The sequence below is a fragment of the Labilibaculum euxinicum genome (assembly GCF_963678175.1).
Lineage (GTDB): Bacteria > Bacteroidota > Bacteroidia > Bacteroidales > Marinifilaceae > Labilibaculum > Labilibaculum euxinus.
This window is the reverse complement of sequence record NZ_OY782756.1, coordinates 767,416-787,331: the sequence shown is the minus strand read 5'-3', so window position 1 is coordinate 787,331 and position 19,916 is coordinate 767,416. Positions and strand designations below refer to the sequence as shown.

The 19,916-nt window shown below is 35.0% G+C and carries 14 protein-coding genes; 9 read left to right on the top strand and 5 right to left on the bottom strand.

The genetic code is table 11. From position 1 onward, the window contains the following. Positions 1–5: 5 nt before the first annotated feature. The 3 genes from ACY0M5_RS03515 to ACY0M5_RS03505 all read left to right on the top strand — a co-directional run bounded on the left by ACY0M5_RS03515 (position 6) and on the right by ACY0M5_RS03505 (position 3,630). Positions 6–878, top strand: coding sequence for a DUF3108 domain-containing protein (locus ACY0M5_RS03515; RefSeq protein WP_461630818.1), 873 nt, complete (start codon positions 6–8; stop codon positions 876–878). A 653-nt stretch (positions 879–1,531) separates the two neighbouring features. Continuing rightward, entirely contained in the window at positions 1,532–1,681 is a 150-nt protein-coding gene (locus ACY0M5_RS03510) for a hypothetical protein (RefSeq protein WP_461630817.1), read from the top strand. Positions 1,682–1,740: 59 nt separating this feature from the next. Further along, on the top strand, positions 1,741–3,630 hold the full coding sequence (locus tag ACY0M5_RS03505; RefSeq protein ID WP_461630816.1) for a serine hydrolase domain-containing protein: 1,890 nt from the start codon (positions 1,741–1,743) through the stop codon (positions 3,628–3,630). Positions 3,631–4,040: 410 nt separating this feature from the next. Here ACY0M5_RS03505 and ACY0M5_RS03500 read toward each other — a convergent pair whose 3' ends face one another. The 3 genes from ACY0M5_RS03500 to cysS form a co-directional block, all read right to left on the bottom strand. After that, complete coding sequence (locus ACY0M5_RS03500) at positions 4,041–5,165, bottom strand: glycerate kinase (protein ID WP_461630815.1); 1,125 nt, start codon at positions 5,163–5,165, stop codon at positions 4,041–4,043. Between the two features lie 66 nt (positions 5,166–5,231). Continuing rightward, a complete protein-coding gene (locus ACY0M5_RS03495) occupies positions 5,232–6,359 on the bottom strand; it encodes a glutaminyl-peptide cyclotransferase (protein WP_461630814.1) in 1,128 nt (375 codons plus the stop codon). 115 nt (positions 6,360–6,474) lie between these two features. After that, entirely contained in the window at positions 6,475–7,947 is a 1,473-nt protein-coding gene (gene cysS, locus ACY0M5_RS03490; protein ID WP_461630813.1) for a cysteine--tRNA ligase, read from the bottom strand. A gap of 554 nt (positions 7,948–8,501) precedes the next feature. On the opposite strand from cysS, the gene rnr reads away from it, so the two are divergent. Both rnr and ACY0M5_RS03480 read left to right on the top strand, forming a co-directional pair. Then, on the top strand, positions 8,502–10,667 hold the full coding sequence (gene rnr / locus ACY0M5_RS03485) for a ribonuclease R (RefSeq protein ID WP_461630812.1): 2,166 nt from the start codon (positions 8,502–8,504) through the stop codon (positions 10,665–10,667). A 184-nt stretch (positions 10,668–10,851) separates the two neighbouring features. Beyond that, on the top strand, positions 10,852–12,204 hold the full coding sequence (locus ACY0M5_RS03480) for a sigma-54-dependent transcriptional regulator (RefSeq protein WP_124994168.1): 1,353 nt from the start codon (positions 10,852–10,854) through the stop codon (positions 12,202–12,204). Positions 12,205–12,212: 8 nt separating this feature from the next. Here the strand turns inward: ACY0M5_RS03480 and ACY0M5_RS03475 are convergent, their stop codons facing one another. Next, positions 12,213–14,759, bottom strand: coding sequence for a response regulator (locus tag ACY0M5_RS03475; protein ID WP_461630811.1), 2,547 nt, complete (start codon positions 14,757–14,759; stop codon positions 12,213–12,215). A gap of 345 nt (positions 14,760–15,104) precedes the next feature. Between ACY0M5_RS03475 and ACY0M5_RS03470 the strand changes: the two genes are divergently transcribed. The 4 genes from ACY0M5_RS03470 (at position 15,105) to ACY0M5_RS03455 (ending at position 18,371) form a co-directional block, all read left to right on the top strand. After that, positions 15,105–15,968 carry a Cbp1 family collagen-binding glycoprotein adhesin gene (locus tag ACY0M5_RS03470; RefSeq protein WP_124994170.1) on the top strand — a complete coding sequence of 288 codons (864 nt, stop codon included), beginning with the start codon at positions 15,105–15,107 and terminating at the stop codon, positions 15,966–15,968. 167 nt (positions 15,969–16,135) lie between these two features. Further along, on the top strand, positions 16,136–16,522 hold the full coding sequence (locus ACY0M5_RS03465; protein ID WP_124994171.1) for a hypothetical protein: 387 nt from the start codon (positions 16,136–16,138) through the stop codon (positions 16,520–16,522). A gap of 327 nt (positions 16,523–16,849) precedes the next feature. Next, positions 16,850–18,010 (top strand): IS4 family transposase, encoded by a 1,161-nt coding sequence (locus tag ACY0M5_RS03460; RefSeq protein WP_461629731.1) that lies wholly within the window; start codon positions 16,850–16,852, stop codon positions 18,008–18,010. Positions 18,011–18,095: 85 nt separating this feature from the next. Beyond that, on the top strand, positions 18,096–18,371 hold the full coding sequence (locus tag ACY0M5_RS03455) for a hypothetical protein (protein ID WP_124994172.1): 276 nt from the start codon (positions 18,096–18,098) through the stop codon (positions 18,369–18,371). A 403-nt stretch (positions 18,372–18,774) separates the two neighbouring features. Here ACY0M5_RS03455 and ACY0M5_RS03450 read toward each other — a convergent pair whose 3' ends face one another. Continuing rightward, positions 18,775–19,518: a LytR/AlgR family response regulator transcription factor gene (locus ACY0M5_RS03450; RefSeq protein WP_124994173.1), complete on the bottom strand. Its 744-nt coding sequence runs from the start codon at positions 19,516–19,518 to the stop codon at positions 18,775–18,777. Positions 19,519–19,916 lie beyond the last annotated feature (398 nt).

Sequence of the window (19,916 nt, the reverse complement as noted above, 5' to 3'; positions counted from 1 at the left end):
CACGAATGAAATTTTTAGCCTCACTTAAGTACCGTATTTTTTCAAGAAGAACAATTATGGTTCTAATTCTGCTAATGGGAACATTTGGTCTGAATGCACAATGTGTGGTAAAAAATTTCGCTTTTCAATCGGGTGAAAAATTAGTTTTCAGAGGTTACTACAACTGGGGATTTATTTGGGTTGCTGCAGGTGAAGTTGAACTGTCTGTTAAAGCAGGCCAGTTTCAAAATAAAGAGGTATTCAAAATAAAAGGAGAAGGCCGAAACACAAAAGCATTTGACTGGTTTTTTAAGCTTAGAGACACATTAACCTGCTATGCCGACGCTAAAACTCTTGCTCCACTCTACTTCGACAGACGAACTCATGAGGCCAAATACGATGCTCATCACGAGTATTGGTTCGATTACAAAAAAAATCAGATTAGGTCGCAAATTCAGAAACGAGATAAGCCTGTAAAGCACGATACGCTGAAAAACAAGCCCTGCACTTTCGATATTTTATCGGTTGCGTACTACGTTCGGAATCTCGATTTCTCGAAATACAAGAAAGGAGATAAAATTCCGATTTCGATGCTGATCGATAACGAAATTCACTCCCTCTATATTCGCTATCGCGGATTGGAAACCATCAAGGCAAATTCAGGCGAACGTTTCGAATGCCTCAAATTCTCGCCCCTTTTGGTTGAAGGCACCATGTTTAAAGGCGGCGAAGACATGACCGTTTGGCTAAGCAACGACGACAACCGAATTCCAATTATGGTGGAAGCAAAAGTGCTGGTTGGCAGCGTTAAGGGAATTCTGGAAAGCTACGACGGCCTGCGAAACACCAAAAATTCCTTCTTCAAGAATAACAAAGGGAATCTTGATATTGCGGAGTAAAAAGGAAAACGAATGTGAATTCAAATTATAAGATGGTAAAACTCTGCGATCTCGTTTTGAGCCGTAAAAAGGCATTCTAAGCTCGTACAGACAGCCACCGAAGCGTAAAATCGTCCCCTAATTTCTTACAAGCTCATTTTAACCGCAAAATGAGACCCTGAACTACTACAGGTAGTCGTTTATTTGTAAAAAGGGCATCTGTAACAATACAGGTGATCATTTTATTGCAAAAAGGGTATCTGCAGCTATGCAGGTAGTCATTTCAAAATTAAAACATAGACTGTAGCGATGCAGAATGCCATCTATCCGTAGAACGGTCTCGTGGGGCAATGCGAAATAAGCAATTACAATCCAAAAGATGTGTGTTGGAGTTCATTCCTCCTAACTAGCACAAATAGCTGTGTCTGTAATCTTGAATTAAGTCTGAGCATAACTGGCTTGTTATTTTAAGAAAAGGTACTCTATCCTAGCGTCAAAATTCACAAACACCAGCTCTCCTTGTGTATAATGCTCTGTAAAATAGTATTGGATATTCTTTGAATACGGATTATTGTTTTGTAGATTCACATACTTAATATAATAAGTGTTCATTACCGCCCTATATAGGTCGGTAAATACACTTTTACGTCAGCAAACATTTAAAATAGAACCAAATGACCAAAATTCCTGACTATTGGATTACTTTTTTAAATAGAAATGAATTACGAGGGGTTGAAATTAACATTCCTGAAGAAGATGACATAAGTGAAATGGAAGTATCGCTAAAAGTATTAAATGAGCAGTTTGATCAGTTTTTAGGCTGACTGACGTTAGGCCTCATTTATCCAAACGTCAAAAACTAAAGAAAAACATCTATAAAAAAATGAAAATCCAAAAAAATACATTTACAATTTTAGTGCTGCTTTTTATTAGTGTATCACTAAGCTTTGCCCAGAATGGTAGTAATATTGACAAGCCACAAACGCTAAGTGAATTACAAAGATCAATTCAGAAGATATTAATTAAAACGAATACTCCAGGAGCAGGTGTTGCAATGGTTTCTGGAGATTCTATAGTTTTATTAAAAGGGATTGGTAAAGCTGATGTTGAGAAAAATCTTGATGTTAATGAAAATACCATGTTTCGACTTGGCTCAGTTTCAAAACTGTTTGTTGGCATAGCTATTCTAAAATTACAGGAAGAGGGACGTTTAAATTTAAAAGATAAGGTTAGAGATATACTTCCTAATTTAGAAATAAAAAATCCTTGGGAATCTGAATATCCAATTAGAATTGAGAATCTTTTGGAACATACATCAGGCTTAAATGATTGGAGTTTGGCCGAGTTAGGTTATAACGACCCCAAACCTAAAACACTGAAAGAATCACTTGAATATTATCCGAGAGGCAGAGAGGTGAAATTTGTTCCAGGAACACGGATTCAATATAGCAATCTTGCTGTTAGCATAGCAGCTTATATTGTAGAAACAGTTTCGGGCATGACGTATGAAGATTATATTACTAAATATTTCTTCAAGCCTATGGGTATGAAGAACATGACCTTTCGTGAGTCTGAACAATATCAAAAAACAGGTGCAAAAGGATACGATAATGGGGTGCCACTGCCATATTTTCATACTCTGTATCGACCTTCGGCAGCACTTACAGGTTCACCCAAAGAGCTGGTTGGCTTGCTCAATTTTTTTATTAATAGAGGAAAAATAGATAGTGTTCAGCTGCTATCAGAGAGTAGTCTACAGAGAATGGAAAAAAATGAAAGCTTACATACTGAAAAATCGGAGCTATTAACACGTAATGGATTAGCAAATCTGGCTTCACCTTACAATAATTTTATCTATCGTGGACACGGAGGAAGTGTTCCTGGCAGTAATGCAGACTTTTGTTATCTACCAGAACATAATATGGGCTTTGCTGTCATGATAAACGATAATAATCAGAATGTAATTTATTCAATATCTAATTTAATTAAAGAATACCAAACAAAGGATTTATCACAAGACATTACTAAATGTAAAAGAAACATTTATAAATCAACACAGGATCTTACGGGTTATTACATATCCGTCAATTCTAAATTTGATTGCATCAAGTTCTTTAAAAAAATCAAAAGCATTCATAAATTCTGGCACCAGAAAGATACTTTGTATGTGAAAAGTATGCTAGGAGAGCAATATACTAATAAATTTTATTCAGATGGGAACAAGGAGTTTGTATCTGAATACTCAAATAAGTTTGTAATATTTCAAACAGAGGACCCTATAGAAGGAGAAGTTCTTAATGGAAATATGGGCTTGTTAAAAAAGATATCGCCTATTTATACGTATACATTACTTACTCTGTTTTATGCATTTTTAATTGTTCCTGTAAGTGTGCTTGTTTTTATATTTCTAAGACTAATTATTTATCTTTTTGGTAAGAAAAAAGACAAAATTGCACTGTGGATTTGCCTTTGGCCTATGGTCAGTACCTCTATTATTGTAGGAATTGCTATTGCAATCTTTACTAGCCTACAAACCCAACTAGATGCTTTTAATTTGTTAGGAAATATGAGCCCACTTTCTATATTAATTTTCATTGGGACTATTGGTTTTGCACTGGCTTCTTTGTGGTCTGTTTATTATATTTTCAAGAATCGAAATGTAAAAATGTCTAAGTTATTCTATTATCATTCTGCCTTAGCAGCTATTTTCAATTTAGCATTTACAATTTACCTTTTTAGCAATGGAATAATTGGACTCATAACATGGATTTGATAATCTAAGAATAAACAAGGCATAACAAAAGTAACCGTTGCACAACCAAAAAATATTTCTAAAAAATAAGATGGAAGCTAAACGAGCCAAATTGATTCGTTACAATAGAAAAACAGGGAATGGCCTTATTAACCATTATATCAGTATTTTTTGTCACGAATTTCAGTAGTTTTTTAAGATTATAGGCGCAGGCAGACATGTGCTGGAATTACAACAAAACCTGTTTCATAATGTTTTGTCATAATTTAAATATAAGAATTTCGGGCTTAACCTATTGTACCAACAAAAGTAGCATGTCCAGTCAGAGTATGACAGGCTTGGAATATTGAAAATAAAAAATAACAGACTTCACTTAACAATAAAAATAAAGTGCAATCTGTCAAAACCTATACCAACCTGCTTTAATTTCTTTATAAGTATGTCTTCGCTAAAGCTTCCGCTGCTTTTTCAAGATAAATACCTGCGTTTTTTATAGAATCATCTGTGCTTGCAGCATATTTGCTTACTTCGAACAGGCAATCGATATTCATTTCCTTTACTCTTGCCTCATCCAAATCAAGCAATCCACAAAAAATTGCCAGTTTTTGATCAGTAACGGAATCCAATACACCGCGGATTACTTTTCCCGAGAATGTTTGCTCATCCAATTTTCCTTCTCCGGTAATTATCCAGCCAGCACCTTTAATCAGTGCATCAAAATTGGCCTCTTTCTTAATTAAATCAATACCCGGATTCAAGGCTGCATTTAAAAACAAAATGCAACCGGCACCCAATCCGCCTGCTGCGCCGGCACCACTTATTAGCTGTAAATCGAGTTCGAATTGTTTTTTAACTACTTCGTTAAAATGCTGTAACCCGGCATTCAATTCAAGTACCATTTTAGGTGCAGCTCCTTTTTGCGGAGAATAGATATAAGCTGCCCCATTCTCTCCGTAAAGTGGATTATCAACATCGCAGGCAACTTCGAATTTCACCTCTTTTAATCTAGGATGTACGGCTGAATGATCAATAGAATAAAGTTGAATTAAATCCTGGCCGGCACCTTTCAACTCACAATTATTTTCATCGAAAAAGACATAACCCAATGCCCGAGCCATGCCCAAACCGGCATCGTTGGTTGCACTTCCGCCAATACCCAAAATAATGTGTTCTGCACCTTTGTCCAACGCATCTTTAATTAATTCGCCGGTTCCATAAGTGCTTGTCAGCATCGGATTTGCCTCATCGCCTTTCAGTAAACGAATTCCCGAAGCTTCTGCCATCTCAATGTAAGCAGTCTTCTTCTTTTCAGAATACAAATAAAAGGCAGTAATTTTTCGATGCAGCGGATCGTGAACCTCGATGGAGTTCATTTCTCCTTCCAGATAGAAGTTCAGGACTTCAATTGTACCATCGCCACCATCGGCCAACGGTAGTTTGATGATCTCAACATCAGAAGTGTGTTTTCTGATCCCTCTCTCAACAGCATCACAAAATTCCATTCCGGTGAGAGAGCCTTTGAATTTATCCGGAGCTAAAATAATTTTTGTCATCATTGGTAAGTTAGCTTAAATCAGGAGGATTTTAACTTACTATTATTGGGACAGGTTGAAAAAAAGAGCTTATTTCTTATCTATTTTAATCTCAAAAAGTTTAGGCCATCTTTTCCCTGTAACAAACAAACGATTATTAATAGAATCCCAGGCTATTCCATTTAATACCTCATCTCCCTCTATCAATATTCTCTTATCGGCTAGTTTTAAAATCTTACCTAGATTTAAATTTCCTTCCACTCTTCCCGTTTCCGGATTTATAATTACAATGCGGTCGGTAAGCCAAACATTGGCATAAATTTTTCCATTTATATATTCCAATTCATTTAAATTGGTTACCATTCCCGAATTATCATACACTTCAATTATTCTCTTCCTGCTATAATTATCAGCATCAAGAACTGTCAGCACATTTGTCCCATCCGAAAGAATCAACTCATTGTTAGCTGATGTAATTCCCCAGCCCTGATTATTGGACGTGTTGGGTTCAAAAGTATCCTCTTTTTCAAAAGTTACAGGATCAACAACAAAAACTTTTTTTGCATTCCATGTCAATTGAATAATTTTTCCCTTGGAAAACGTAATGCCTTCGCCAAAATATTCCTGCTCTAAATTCTTAACCGACAGGGCCTCACCATTTTCAAGTTTTACCTTTCGCAAAGTAGATTCGCCTCTTTGCCCTGTTCCTTCATATAGAAATCCTTCATGATAAAACAATCCCTGGGTATAAGCACCTCTATCGTGGGGAAACTCATTAATTATTTCATATGAATATTCAACAGGAGGGATATTCGTTTTCAAATATATAAATGTAGAAACAATACCAATTGTCCCGTCTTCATGATAAGCCATCACCTTCAGATCGTGTTTCCCCATTTTTTGATCCTCAGGAACCCAAGTCATTGTCCATGGCTCATCGGTCAAACTTCCAATTAAAGTCTCATCAGCCCAAAACTGAACAGAATCAATTCCGGCCGCCCTATTTCTGGGAGTCATTTCAATTTCAACATCTCCTCCCATGGTATATAAATCACCCCGATGCGGTTGTTTTAAGCGCAAACTATTAACAATCATTGTCATTTTTTCTGTCTGCTCATCAAAGCTTTTATCGGCAAACTTATTATTGTTTACACTCTTGCCATTACACGAGACTAACAGCAAAAAACAAACAAGCGATAAAAAAGAGTGAGTATTCATGGTAATTCTTTTAGGATAAAACGATCAGTGAAAACAACAATTAGTTTTAGTATTACAAGCTTTAAAATTAGCTAAAAAATAAAAAAACTGCCCTGATCAGTCAGGACAGTTTGTATTATTTTAAGATTTCCCATTCATAACCGTCTTTGGTGTCTTTTACAACAATGCCCAAATTGGTCAATTCATCTCTTATTTTATCAGCGGTAGCCCAGTCTTTATTCTTTTTGGCCTCGTCGCGGGTCGAAAGCAGCAAACGGACAACCTTATCGAGTATCTCGTTATTCCCTCCTGATTCACCTTCATCTTTCAAACCCAACACATCAAACACCAAATTGTGATACAAATCCTTTAAAACAGTAAGATCAGAAGCAGTAATCGTTTCCTTTCCAACAGCTAATGAATTAATCATCTTCACTCCATCAAACAAGTGAGCAATTAATATCGGTGTGTTAAAATCATCATTTAATGCCTCGTAACACTTTGTCTTTAATTCCTCAACCGAATTGGAAGAAGAAGCCGAAGCTTGTATTTTATCTATCGTTGCAACAGCTGTCATCAAACGTTTAAAACCTTTTTCTGCTGCCTGAAGCGCATCGTTCGAAAAATCCAGCGGACTGCGGTAATGAGCCTGCAACATGAAAAAGCGAACTGTCATCGGGCTGTATGCCTGTTCCAGTACATCATTCTCTCCTGAAAACATAGAAGATAAATTCACGTAATTTCCCAATGATTTACCCATCTTCTGACCATTGATGGTGATCATGTTGTTATGCATCCAGTATTTTACGGCTTCGTGTCCGTTAGCTCCTGTGGATTGAGCAATTTCACATTCGTGATGCGGAAACTGCAGATCCAATCCACCACCATGAATATCAAATTTAGCGCCCAGATATTTCTGACTCATTGCAGAACATTCCAAATGCCAGCCAGGGAATCCATCACTCCATTTCGAAGGCCAACGCATAATATGCTCAGGAGTCGCTTTTTTCCAAAGAGCAAAGTCAAAACTGTTTTTCTTTTCGCTTTGTCCTTCTAAATCCCGTGTATTTGAGAGCAGCTCTTCAATTTTTCTTCCTGATAATTTGCCGTAGTCATATTTTTCGCTGTATGCTTTCACATCAAAATAGACAGAACCTTCACTCTCGTAAGCAAACCCATTCGCAAGCAGTTTATCAATCACCTCCATTTGCTCAATAATGTGTCCTGATGCACGAGGCTCAATACTTGGCTTCAATACATTCAGATCATCCATATCATTGTGATAGCGATCGGTAAAAAACTGCACTATTTCCATTGGCTCCAGTTGTTCCAAACGAGCCTTTTTGGCAATTTTATCTTCGCCCTCATCTGCATCATTCACCAAATGCCCTACATCGGTAATGTTTCTAACGTAGCGTACTTTGTATCCAAGATGCATTAAGTAACGAAAAACCAAATCGAATGTGATTGCTGGCCGGGCATGACCTAAATGCGCATCACCATATACCGTAGGACCACATACATACAGCCCAACATGGGGAGCATTAATGGGTTCAAACAATTCTTTTTTACGATTTAGAGTATTATAAATGAACAACTTATTTTCCATAACTGTAATATAATCGAAATTCTATTGGGTGTGTAAAATTATAAAAAATTATTGCTCGCCATAAAATATCTTGCGAATAACTTTAGAATTCTGATAGACAGGCACCATTTTATCCAGATTCCCAACTTTACCAAGGAATAAACTACGTGAATAAAACTCCTTTCAACTCAAAAGTTTGGGCTTAAAATCAACAATACAACAGTAAGTTCAATCATAATCCACTCTTTTTATTGTCTATATAGATTCCTTCACTATCTTTGTGACATAAAATATTCTATCCAATATCCTAAATTGCGATTACCGTCATCAGCAAGATTACTTGAAAACATTCACCTTCCTCATTGAATGTAAAGGAAAATCAACAAAAGGAAATAACAACAAGAATTATATAGAGATTGATCAAATTTGGATAGAATAAATACAGTTTATAGACTAATTATAAAATCTTAATCATGTAATATTGTTTTAAACAATCAAAATATATTTTTTATTATTACTTTCAACTATAAGCTCATACAGGATCAATCCAATAGTAGTATTACAAAATTAAAAGAATGTCAAAAAAAAATAAAAAAGAACATAGAAAAGGAAAACCAGCACATAACCGCCAAAGTCTTTCAAAACTAATTGATGGAATATTCGCTCAAAACCCAACTAAAACACTTAATTACAAACAAATTTCAAGTGAATTGGGAATTAAAGACATGGGCACAAAGCAGCTTGTAGTCGGAATTCTTTGCGATATGGTTGATTTAGAGGTTTTAAGTGAAATTTCGACAGGAAAATACAAATTGAAATCGAAAATCGGCAATATTACGGGCAAAGTAGACATGACTGCGCGAGGATCTGCATTTATTGTTTCGGAAGAAATTGAAGAAGATGTTTTTGTATCGCAGGCAAATTTAAACAGAGCTTTACATGGCGATATCGTTAAAGTTTCCTTGTATGCACGTAAAAAAAGCAAGCAACCCGAAGGCGAAGTGGTTGAAATCGTTAAAAGAAAGAAAACCACTTTTGTAGGAATCGTAGATGTTTCTAAAAACTATGCATTCCTGGTTTCATCGGGCAAACAAATGCCATACGATATTTTTATTCCTTTGGCAAAGTTAAATGGTGCACAAAATGGCGATAAGGCAATTGCACAAATAACCGAATGGCCTAAAAAATCGAAAAATCCGGTTGGTCAGATTACAACTGTTTTGGGTAAACCCGGTGATAACAACACCGAGATGCATGCGATTCTGGCTGAGTTTGATCTGCCTCATATTTTCCCTGAAAATGTAAACGAAGCAGCGGAGGAAATATCCGATGTAATCACAAAAGAAGAAATTGCTCTTCGCAGAGACTTCAGAGAGGCCACAACCTTCACCATCGATCCGCACGATGCGAAAGATTTTGATGATGCGTTGTCGATTCGGGCTTTAGAGAATGGAAACTGGGAAATTGGTGTTCACATTGCTGATGTTACACATTACGTAAGAAAAGGGAGTATCATTGAACAAGAAGCTTTTGACAGAGCAACCTCTGTTTATTTGGTAGACCGTGTGGTTCCAATGTTACCGGAACGTTTATCGAACGGAATTTGTTCCCTGAGACCCAATGAGGAAAAATTAACTTTTTCGGCTGTCTTCGAAATGGATGATACCGCAGATGTAATCAATACATGGATTGGTAAAACCGTAATTAATTCGAACCGACGATTCACCTACGAAGAGGCGCAGGATATTATTGAAACCGGAGAAGGAGATTTTAGTGAAGAAGTTCTTGAATTGGATAAACTGGCTAAATTGCTGCGCAAAAGAAGATTTAAAAAAGGAGCAATTGATTTTGATCGTTTCGAAGTAAAATTCGAAATTGACGAAACGGGTAAACCAACACGCGTTTATTTTAAAGAATCAAAAGATTCGAACAAGCTGATTGAGGAATTTATGCTTTTGGCCAACAAACGTGTTGCTGAAGTTGTTGGACGTGTACCAAAAGGCAAAACTGCTAAAACATTTGTTTACAGAACTCATGACCAGCCAAATCCTGAAAAACTAAATACTTTTAACCAATTTATTCAAAAATTCGGATACAGTTTAAAGACAACAAATCCGGGAGCAATATCCAGTTCGCTAAACGCTCTATTACACGATGTAAAAGGTGAAACCATTCAAAATCTGGTAGAAACTTTAGCGATTCGCTCCATGGCAAAAGCCGAATATTCAACTGTGAATATTGGTCACTATGGATTACATTTCGATTATTACTCACACTTCACATCGCCAATTAGAAGATATCCCGATATGATGGCTCACAGATTACTGGAGAAATACTTTTCGGGTGCTAAATCGGTAAACAAAGAGAAATACGAAGAGTATTGTCAACATTGCAGTGAAATGGAACAAAAAGCAGCACAAGCTGAACGTGCATCCATAAAATACAAACAGGTGGAATTCATGCAGGAACATCTTGGTCAGGAATTTACAGGAACTATATCAGGTGTTACCGAGTGGGGATTTTACGTAGAATTGGATGAAAATAAATGCGAAGGAATGGTTTCAATTCGTGAGTTGGAAGATGATTTCTATGAATTTGACGAGGACAACTATTGTATTGTTGGACGCAATCATCGTAAAATTTATCAATTAGGAGATAAAGTTGAAATTTTGGTTGCCAAAGCAAATTTAATTGCCAAGCAACTTGATTTTGTATTAGCTGATTCTGAGAAAAATATATAATTCAAAAAAACGTAAAGCAAGGTCGGATCTCCCATTTGAAATCCGTCCTTTTTCTTTTGTTAATCAACTTAATAAAACACATTTCTTAATAAATGATAAAATGAGAGGCATCATTTCATTCATCCACTCTTTTTATGTAATTTTGATTGAAACCCGCACATATTAAATAAAGGTAAGGTTACGCATGAAAAAGATATTGATAATTGATGATGATCCAACTATTTGCCTGATGCTTCAGGGCTTGTTAAAGCGTAAAAACTTTGATGCAGATACTGTGTTTTCTGCCGGAGAAGCATTAAAAAAGCTGGAGATTAATCAATTTGATCTTGTATTAAGTGATTTCCGTTTGCCGGATTTTGATGGATTGGAACTTCTCCAAAAAATAAAATCAATGCATCCTCATGTTCCTGTGATTATTATGACTTCTTATGCTGATATAAGAACCGCTGTGAGTGCAATAAAAATGGGTGCGTTTGAATATGTAACCAAGCCGCTTAACCCGGATGAAATACTCTTGCAAATCAATTCTGCTCTTGCAAAATCAGAAGAACCTAAAAGTTCTAAAAATTCACAAGAAAAAAAGAACAAAGAAGGGCTTGAATTTGTAAGTGGAAACAGTCCAAATTCCTTACAAATTGACCAATACATTAAATTGGTGGCACCCACAGATATGTCAGTTATTATTGAAGGTGAAAGCGGTACTGGAAAAGAAATTGCGGCCCGAAGAATTCACTTTGACAGTAAAAGAAAAAAGAAAGCTTTTGTTGCCGTTGATTGTGGTGCTTTATCTACAGATTTAGCAGGAAGCGAACTGTTCGGTCATATAAAAGGTTCATTTACAGGGGCAATAAACGATAAAGAAGGTCAATTTGAATCAGCTCAGGGGGGAACCTTGTTTCTGGACGAAATAGGAAATTTATCCTATGAAATTCAAATGAAGCTGTTAAGGGCTTTGCAAGAACGTAAAGTTCGTAGAATTGGAAGCAATAAAGATATTGATGTCGATGTCCGGATTGTTGTTGCTACCAATGAAGACTTATCAGTAGCAGTAAATAATGGAGACTTTAGAGAAGATCTTTACCATCGTTTAAACGAATTCAAAATTACTGTTCCTGCCTTGCGAAACAGAATTGAAGACATTGAACTGTTTTCGAATTATTTTCTCGAACTATCCAATAATGAGCTGAATAAAGAAATAACAGGATTTAGCTCCGAGGTTTTGGAAAAATTCAAATCTTATTCATGGCCGGGCAATTTAAGAGAACTTCGAAATGTTATAAGAAGATCTGTTTTACTTAGTCCTGAAAAGAAAGTAGAACTAACCAGTTTACCCAATGAAATCTTAAATGACAATGCCAACAGTGGTTTTGTTGTGGAAGGTTCCAATCTTAAATTAATTCAGGCCGCAAACGAAAAGGAATTAATTGTATCCACGCTCCGAAAGGTGAACTATAACAAATCGAAAGCCGCCAGAATGCTTAATATCGACAGAAAAACCTTATACAATAAGATTAAACAATACGGAATCGATATATAAAAATAGATTTAGGCAATAATTTCATCACGAATAGATGATATTACTAAATTTGTGTTAGCTGTAACAGTTGCAACCAACTCTCTTATCTCTTCGTGGTTTATCTCAGCATTTTCTTTTTTATGAAGAATGGTTTCCAATCGCGTTAAAATAGGAACCACAATTAAAACCCTAAGCTGGTTAAACGAAGAAAGCATCTTATGAGCAATTTCACCAATAGCCAGATAATTTTTATCAATCAAAGCTTTATTCAATAAATCGACATTTTCGTGTGCAGAAACAATAAACTGCTCCAATATCTGATTAACTAATCCCTGATCATCGGAGGTAAATTGCTTAATTTGAGTTAAGTCGAAAAGATCATCCGACATTGTTTTGTCAGAACCTTTTAATTCAATTCTCTCTTCTTTCGCATTACCAAATAAATCTCGAAGCATTTCCATCAGAATAGCCTCATCGAATGGTTTCACAAGACAATCTGTCATTCCCGATTGTATATACTGTTTTAAATCCGACTCTCTCACATTCGCAGTTAAAGCAATAATTGGAATTTCAGATTTTTTGGTGTGCTCCAATTTTCTAATATTTTTACACAGCTCAATTCCGCCCATTTCAGGCATGTGGATATCTGTAAGAATCAGATCGTAATCTTTTTGCCTGATCAAATCGTAGGCCTTAGATCCATCTTCCACAAAGTCTGCCTGCAAGCCCCAACTGGCAAAAATGGTTTTCAGCAACAATAAACTGTACGGATCATCATCTGCAACCAAAAAGGATTTTTGCCTTAAAAAATCAGGAATTTGAACCTCTCTTGATCCTTTATGCTCAGTCACCTCTTCTTTCGATTCCAATAACGGTATTCGCAAAGTAAAACAAGATCCTTCACCCAGCTTACTCTCTACGAACAAATCACCACCCAACAATCGTGATAATCTTCTGCTAATTGCCAAACCCAATCCTGTTCCCCCATACTTCCTTGCCGAAAACGAATCTGCCTGACTGAAATCTTCAAAAATTGTTTCTAATTTATTCTCATCAATTCCAATTCCGGTATCAATTACATTTACTTCGAACATAAAGTACTTATCGATTTGAATAACCGATGATTTGATTCTAACAGCCCCCTTGGGAGTAAATTTTATGGCATTACTACCCAAATTCAATAGAATCTGTTTAATTCGAAACGGATCACTATCTAAATTAATCTGAGAATCACCATCGTATTCCCAAGTAAAATCGATGTCCCTGTTTTCAGCATTAATTTTCAGAACATCGTATACGTCAAAAACCAGTGAATGCGGCTGAAACGGAATATTTTCAATATGCAGTTTTCCAGCTTCTATTTTCGACAAATCGAGAATTTCATTGACCAAGCCAAGTAAATGTTTCGAAGAGTTTTTAAGAACCCGTACGAATCCCTGTTGCTGATCTTCTAATTTTGTTTTATCAAGCTGATTTGTAAAACCTAAGATGGCATTAAGAGGAGTTCTTATTTCATGACTCATTATGGCTAAAAAATCTTCTTTCACTTTTGCCAACTTTTCCGCTTTCCCTTTAGCTACAATTAATTCTTTTCTATAAAAATTACTTTTGGTGATATCAGTAAGAATGAAAATAATAAACAAAATACCCAATATAAATCCAACAATAATGATCACAGAAATAATAAATATTGAATTACTGGCAATCTCTTTTGCGCTATCCGATTCATGAGTTAATTGCTGCAATCTTTCCTTTTCCAACTGATGCAATAAAATTTTAATCTTGTCCCACATTAAAGAATTCTCCTCAACTAACCGCAATTCTTCATTCGAAACAATCTCTCTGTTCAATCGCTCTTTGGCCTGAGCAGTAAGTAACATAGTCTCCAAACTGCGCAACAAACTATCGGCTTGTGGCAAATAACTTGTATCAATCTGAATTTGAGTTCGTTGAATTACAGTCTCAATCGAATCTATTTTGGTCTCACTCTTTTTGCCACTAAAAAGTCTGGCAACAAATCCTTTCTTCTTTTTTTCCTTCACCTCAGCAGGACTAACAACTGTATCCAAAAACGTTGTAGTAGTTGTGGTAGTCTTAATTTTGGTTTTTGTGGCATCAGAGACTTCACTAAGTTGCTCCATCGCTTTTTGAGAAAGATTTTCCTTCTCTTTTGATCTTTTTAATTCAACAAACCTCTCTAATTTATCAGCACGTTCCTCTAGTAAATAATTCATTGAATCAATTAAAAGAAACGATTTACTACTATCATCACTATAATATCTCAGCGAATCCAAATCACTTTGTATCTCAATAATATTATCAGCATATTTAGCCAAATAGCGTTCCTTCTTTGTTAAGGAATAAATTCTGATCTTATTTTCAGCCTCCGATAAATTGGTGAGAATTCGATTCATTCTGGCAATCTCAGCATCTGGTTTCGATAAGAAATCCACAGAATCCAAAAGTTTATTATAAGACTGATAAGCAATTAAAACAGAAGCAAAAATAGCCAGGAATACAAATATGTACCCTGCAACTACTTTTACCTTTATATTACTTCTACTTTCTGACACCATTTGAATTTATTTGTTTTCTTATATCACCGTAAGGTTTAAATTCTTTAAGGTAAAGTTAATAAGAATATTTTTAGTCCGTGCTCAAAATACTGGTACACATTCCTTTAAACAACCCTTAACCTTTTGGGTATTTTATACCCATGAACTGGGGAAATATTCCCCAACTCCGATTCCTCAACTCTAAAACAGCAATCTATCCGCAAAAATGAAACCGTACATTAAATACTGATAATATGTGAGTTGCAATGAATAGATGAATAATATCCTTTGGTGTACAATCTTGGCATGATATTCATATATGTAATAGAAACAAGATAATGAAACCTAATCTCTAAAAACTAATTTATGAAACGTATTCTTATAGCATTGCTAATTGTTCCATTGTTTATCTCGTGTAATCAAAAAGAGTTAAAACAATTAAGAGAGCAAAATCAGCAACTAACTGTAATGGCTCAGGAAAAAGATTCTTCAATTAATGAATTTATTGGATCATTAAATTCAATTGAAGAAAATCTTGAAATGATTAAGCAAAAAGAAAATATTATTGCAGTTAACTCTGAGAATCCTAATCAATCTCAAAAACAAAAAATTGCAAGTGATTTAACTTCAATCAATAATCTGTTAGAACAAAACAAATTAAAAATTGAAGAATTAGACAAAAAATTAAACAATAGCTGGTATCAAAACTCTAAGCTACGCAAATTAACTGATCGTTTAAAAACGGAATTGGAAGCTAAAGAAGGTGAAATTATTGTTCTGAATGACAAAGTAGCTAAATTGAACATTGAAGTAGATAACTTAAATGGACAAGTGACTGAGCTAAATGGAACTGTGTTGGCTTTGAATACTGAAAACGAAAACAAAACAAAAGTAATTGAAAACGCAACAAACGAACTAAATACAGCTTACTATATATTTGGAACCAGCAAAGAATTACAAGAGAAAAATGTAATTACCAAAGACGGTGGATTTATCGGAATTGGAAAAACAGCAGTTCTTAATAAAGATTTTAATACAAGTGAATTTGAAAAAATTGATATCACCAAAGTTACTACTATTCCTGTCATCGGGAAGAAGATTAGTTTTGTAACAAATCATCCAAGCAACTCTTATAAGGTTGAGGGAGTTGAAACAGTTGAAGGCATTACAATTCTAGATCCGGTTGAATTCTGGAAATCTTCAAAGTATTTGGTAATCGCGGTACGATAGTCAATACATGGTTGAGTTTTAAGGTTGTCCAAGAAAGGCTGTCAGGAGTGGCGGCCTTTCTTATGCTTTCTATTTTGTAATCAATATTCAAATGATGAAACTGTTTTGATTGTTCATGAGTTTTTGTATTTTAGTGTTTTAATTTGATTTAAATAAAAATAATATTCATGAAAGAAGCATATCAAATCAATAAAGTTTATTCTATAATCCTAATACTTGTTGGATTAATTGGAATTACAGCAAGGTACTTTGATGCAGGAGATTGGCAATTTACAGCCTTGATTCCTACTTTCTTTGGACTTATACTGTACTTTTGCACCACAGGCATTCAGAAAGAGAATGCCGCAGTTGGACATGTTGCAGCACTTGTAACAAGCCTGTTAATAATCATGTCTCTAGTGATGCTGTCAAAAGGTATTTTTGGAGATGCAGGATGGGGCAGAAAACAATGGATATTCCTCATTATAATAGCTGGTGGAATATGGAGTTTACGCAGTCAGATATTATACTTTAAAGCACAACGAAAAAGGAAAGCCAATCAAGCTAAATCATAAAAAAGCCCTAACGGGCTTTTTTGCTTATAATACGATTCAAGTTCTCAAAAAATAAAACCAAATTTCATTTATAAAATATCTTTTATAGGTTCGATTAGAATCACTATTATTTTTTTACTCGAAAATACTGGCTTTTCACTAAAACATTCATACCATCCACTCATTTAATTTTTTTCACAAGTCTGTTAACTTAATATTTGTTTTCAATACTGTCCCATTAAAGTCTTACAATGTTCTTTGAAATATTTGAAATTTAGTTTGTTACAGGCTTTTTTCGATTAAACGGATTTCAATTTACACTTTTGCTATTCTTAAAGAGATTAGCAAATGCATAAGGATAAATACGTTTTCGCTCAGTTAGCATCATTCCTTGATAGGAATAAGTTCAACTACATCGTTCGCAAGTATGAAGGTGACAAATACGTGAAACATTTCACTTGTTGGAACCAATTGCTTGCTCTGATGTTCGGGCAATTATCAAATCGTGAAAGTCTGAGAGATTTGATTGTCGCTCTTGATGCTCACCATTCCAAATCTTATCATTTGGGTATGGGCAAGAATATCTCAAAATCATCTCTGGCCAGAGCCAATCAAGACAGAGATTATCACATTTTTGAAGAGTATGCTTACAATCTGGTAAATGAAGCCAGACTAAAACGAGTTTCTGACATCTTCAAACTTGAAGGCAATATCTACGCATTTGATTCAACGACAATTGACTTGTGCCTTTCCGTATTCTGGTGGGCGAAGTTTCGCAAGAAAAAAGGTGGAATCAAAGTGCATACATTATATGATGTAGAGACACAGATTCCCGCTTTCTTTCACATTACAGAAGCTTCTGTGCACGATTCTACTGCAATGAAAAAAATTCCTTATGAATCAGGCTCATATTACATATTTGACCGTGCATATAATCACTTCAAAATGTTGTATAAGATTCATCAGATAGGAGCTTTCTTCGTTGTCAGAGCAAAGAAGAACCTTCAATATAAGATAATCAAATGGAAACGAAGATTGCCAAAGAATGTGCTTTCAGATGTAACGATTGAATTGACTGGATTTTATCCCAAGCAATACTATCCAGAACATCTTAGATTGGTCAGATATTGGGATGAAGAACAAAAGCGTGAGCTTGTATTCTTAACCAATACAATGCACATTTCTGCACTTCAAGTTGCTGAACTTTACAAGAACCGCTGGCAAGTCGAGCTTTTCTTCAAATGGCTAAAGCAACATCTGAAAATCAAGAAATTCTGGGGAACTACTGAAAATGCTGTTCGGATTCAGATCTACGTTGCCATGTGCACTTACTGTTTGGTGGCGATCGTCCAAAAAGACATGCAACTTGACAGAAGTACATATGAGGTTTTGCAGATTCTGAGTATTTCTTTAACAGATAAAACTCACCTTCGTGACTTATTTGAGAGAACTAAATTTCAAAATGACAAAGAACGTTTTAGGTTTAATGAGCCAAATTTGTTTAATTAATAATAACGTCCCGATTTTAATGGGACACTAGTGATTTGTTTTTAGGAATTATATCCTGCAATACAATAATTAATAAACAACGAAGATGGAAAAATCAGAAGTAACAACAGGTGCTTATACTCCGTATAGCACAAAGATTTCAAAAGAAGCTAAAGATATATTTCAAAAAGCCACTGAGGATCTGGTGGGAGTTGAATATAGTCCTTTCGCTGTAGCTTGCCAAATTGTTGGCGGAACCAACTTCAGATTCATTTGCAATGCTAAAGAAGTCTCTCCAAATGCTCCTACCACGGTTGCAATGATTGAAATTTATCAACCTATAAACGACATTCCCCGGATTTCTGAAATTAGTAGATGTTAAGTTAAAAAATCTTATGGATGGTCCAAAGAAACAGGATAACTTTAATGGCTCGAGGCTTAATATTATAATATAAACACAAGACCGGCACAGTAAAACTAAGCCTAAAATACTTACGTAAATCGCTTAATTTAAAAAGGAGGCTGTCTCATAACTACGAAACTGCCTCTTTTTCAATTCCTGAAACTCCTTTTGATACTTCTAACAGCCAGTTCCAATAATTCAACAAAAAATAATTAAGAATATACCTGGATATTTCAGATTAATTGTACCAACTGTTTCGGTAATGTTACATGTCTCTTCTTCGATTCGTTTCAATAAGAACTATAACTTGTTTGCCGTTCTTATTTCTGCTATCATTTCCTGCTGTTCTGTTTGATCAGTTTTACTGGTTGGGAACTGATAATTATATGGTATGTAATAAATCAAACACATTATTGCAGTAAGTTTTTGCAACAGGAATGTGCTCACCATCAACTATAATCATTTTCCCTTCAAAACCATCAATTTTAGTGAGATTAATTATATATGATCTATGCACCCTAATAAACTGATTTCCCGGCAATTTTGCTGTAAACTTCTTAAGAACAGTTGAGTATAGATAGTCTCCTTTTGTTGTATGAATTACCGTATAGTTATTCTCAGCTCTTAACCAAAATATCTCCTCGAAATTGACCCTGTCAAAATGATTGTTCTTTTTTAAAAACAGACAATTATTTAAATGATCCAAGGTTAAATTTTCTTCTTTATTTTCGCCCAAAGAGTAATTCAACTTCTCATTATTACTCACTGCAAGTGTTAATGAAAAATGTATTTGATTTAATGTCGGATTTTGCAATACTATTACACTTGGATTCGCCTCCTTTAGCTTTTCTATACTAATTTGCCCAACAGTTGAAATGAGAAATATAAACGGAATTCTGAATTCACATTTAATGATTTCTGCTAATTGACATCCGTTAAGATCATCGTCCAAATTTACATCAATCAGAACAATATCGATTTCGGTACTCACTAAAAATTCAAGAGCTGCTTTGGAATGAAATACCGTTTTAACTATCTCGTAATCCATATCGTTTAAGCAATTCAGAATTCCTTCATCAATGGCATATTCATCCTCAACTATTAAAATTCGGATCTTACTTTTCATACTCTTTAGTCAATTTAATATAACAATTGCGCAATATCGAATACTTTAAGTATGCTACAGAAGTGTTCTTACATACATCATTCAGATAAAAATTAAAAAAAGCTACCATTAAGAGAGTATTTCCCGTTTGATAGAAATGAATGGTATTTGCATAAATTTACAATTGCTAGTCGTTAGTAGTAGTCTTTATTAACACACAAACTCTTTAATTACAATTCAATCAAGAAATGTAATCATAAACATGAGTTTAATAATAAATATAAGACAATCTGAAACAATCAGCAAATAATAATTTATGTTTTGTACAAAAAAAAAGTCACAGGGAAATTTTAACGAATCAGGAATTTGTCAGGGAGTACTTGCTTATTAATAATACAAAAAGCCCTAAACGGGCTTTT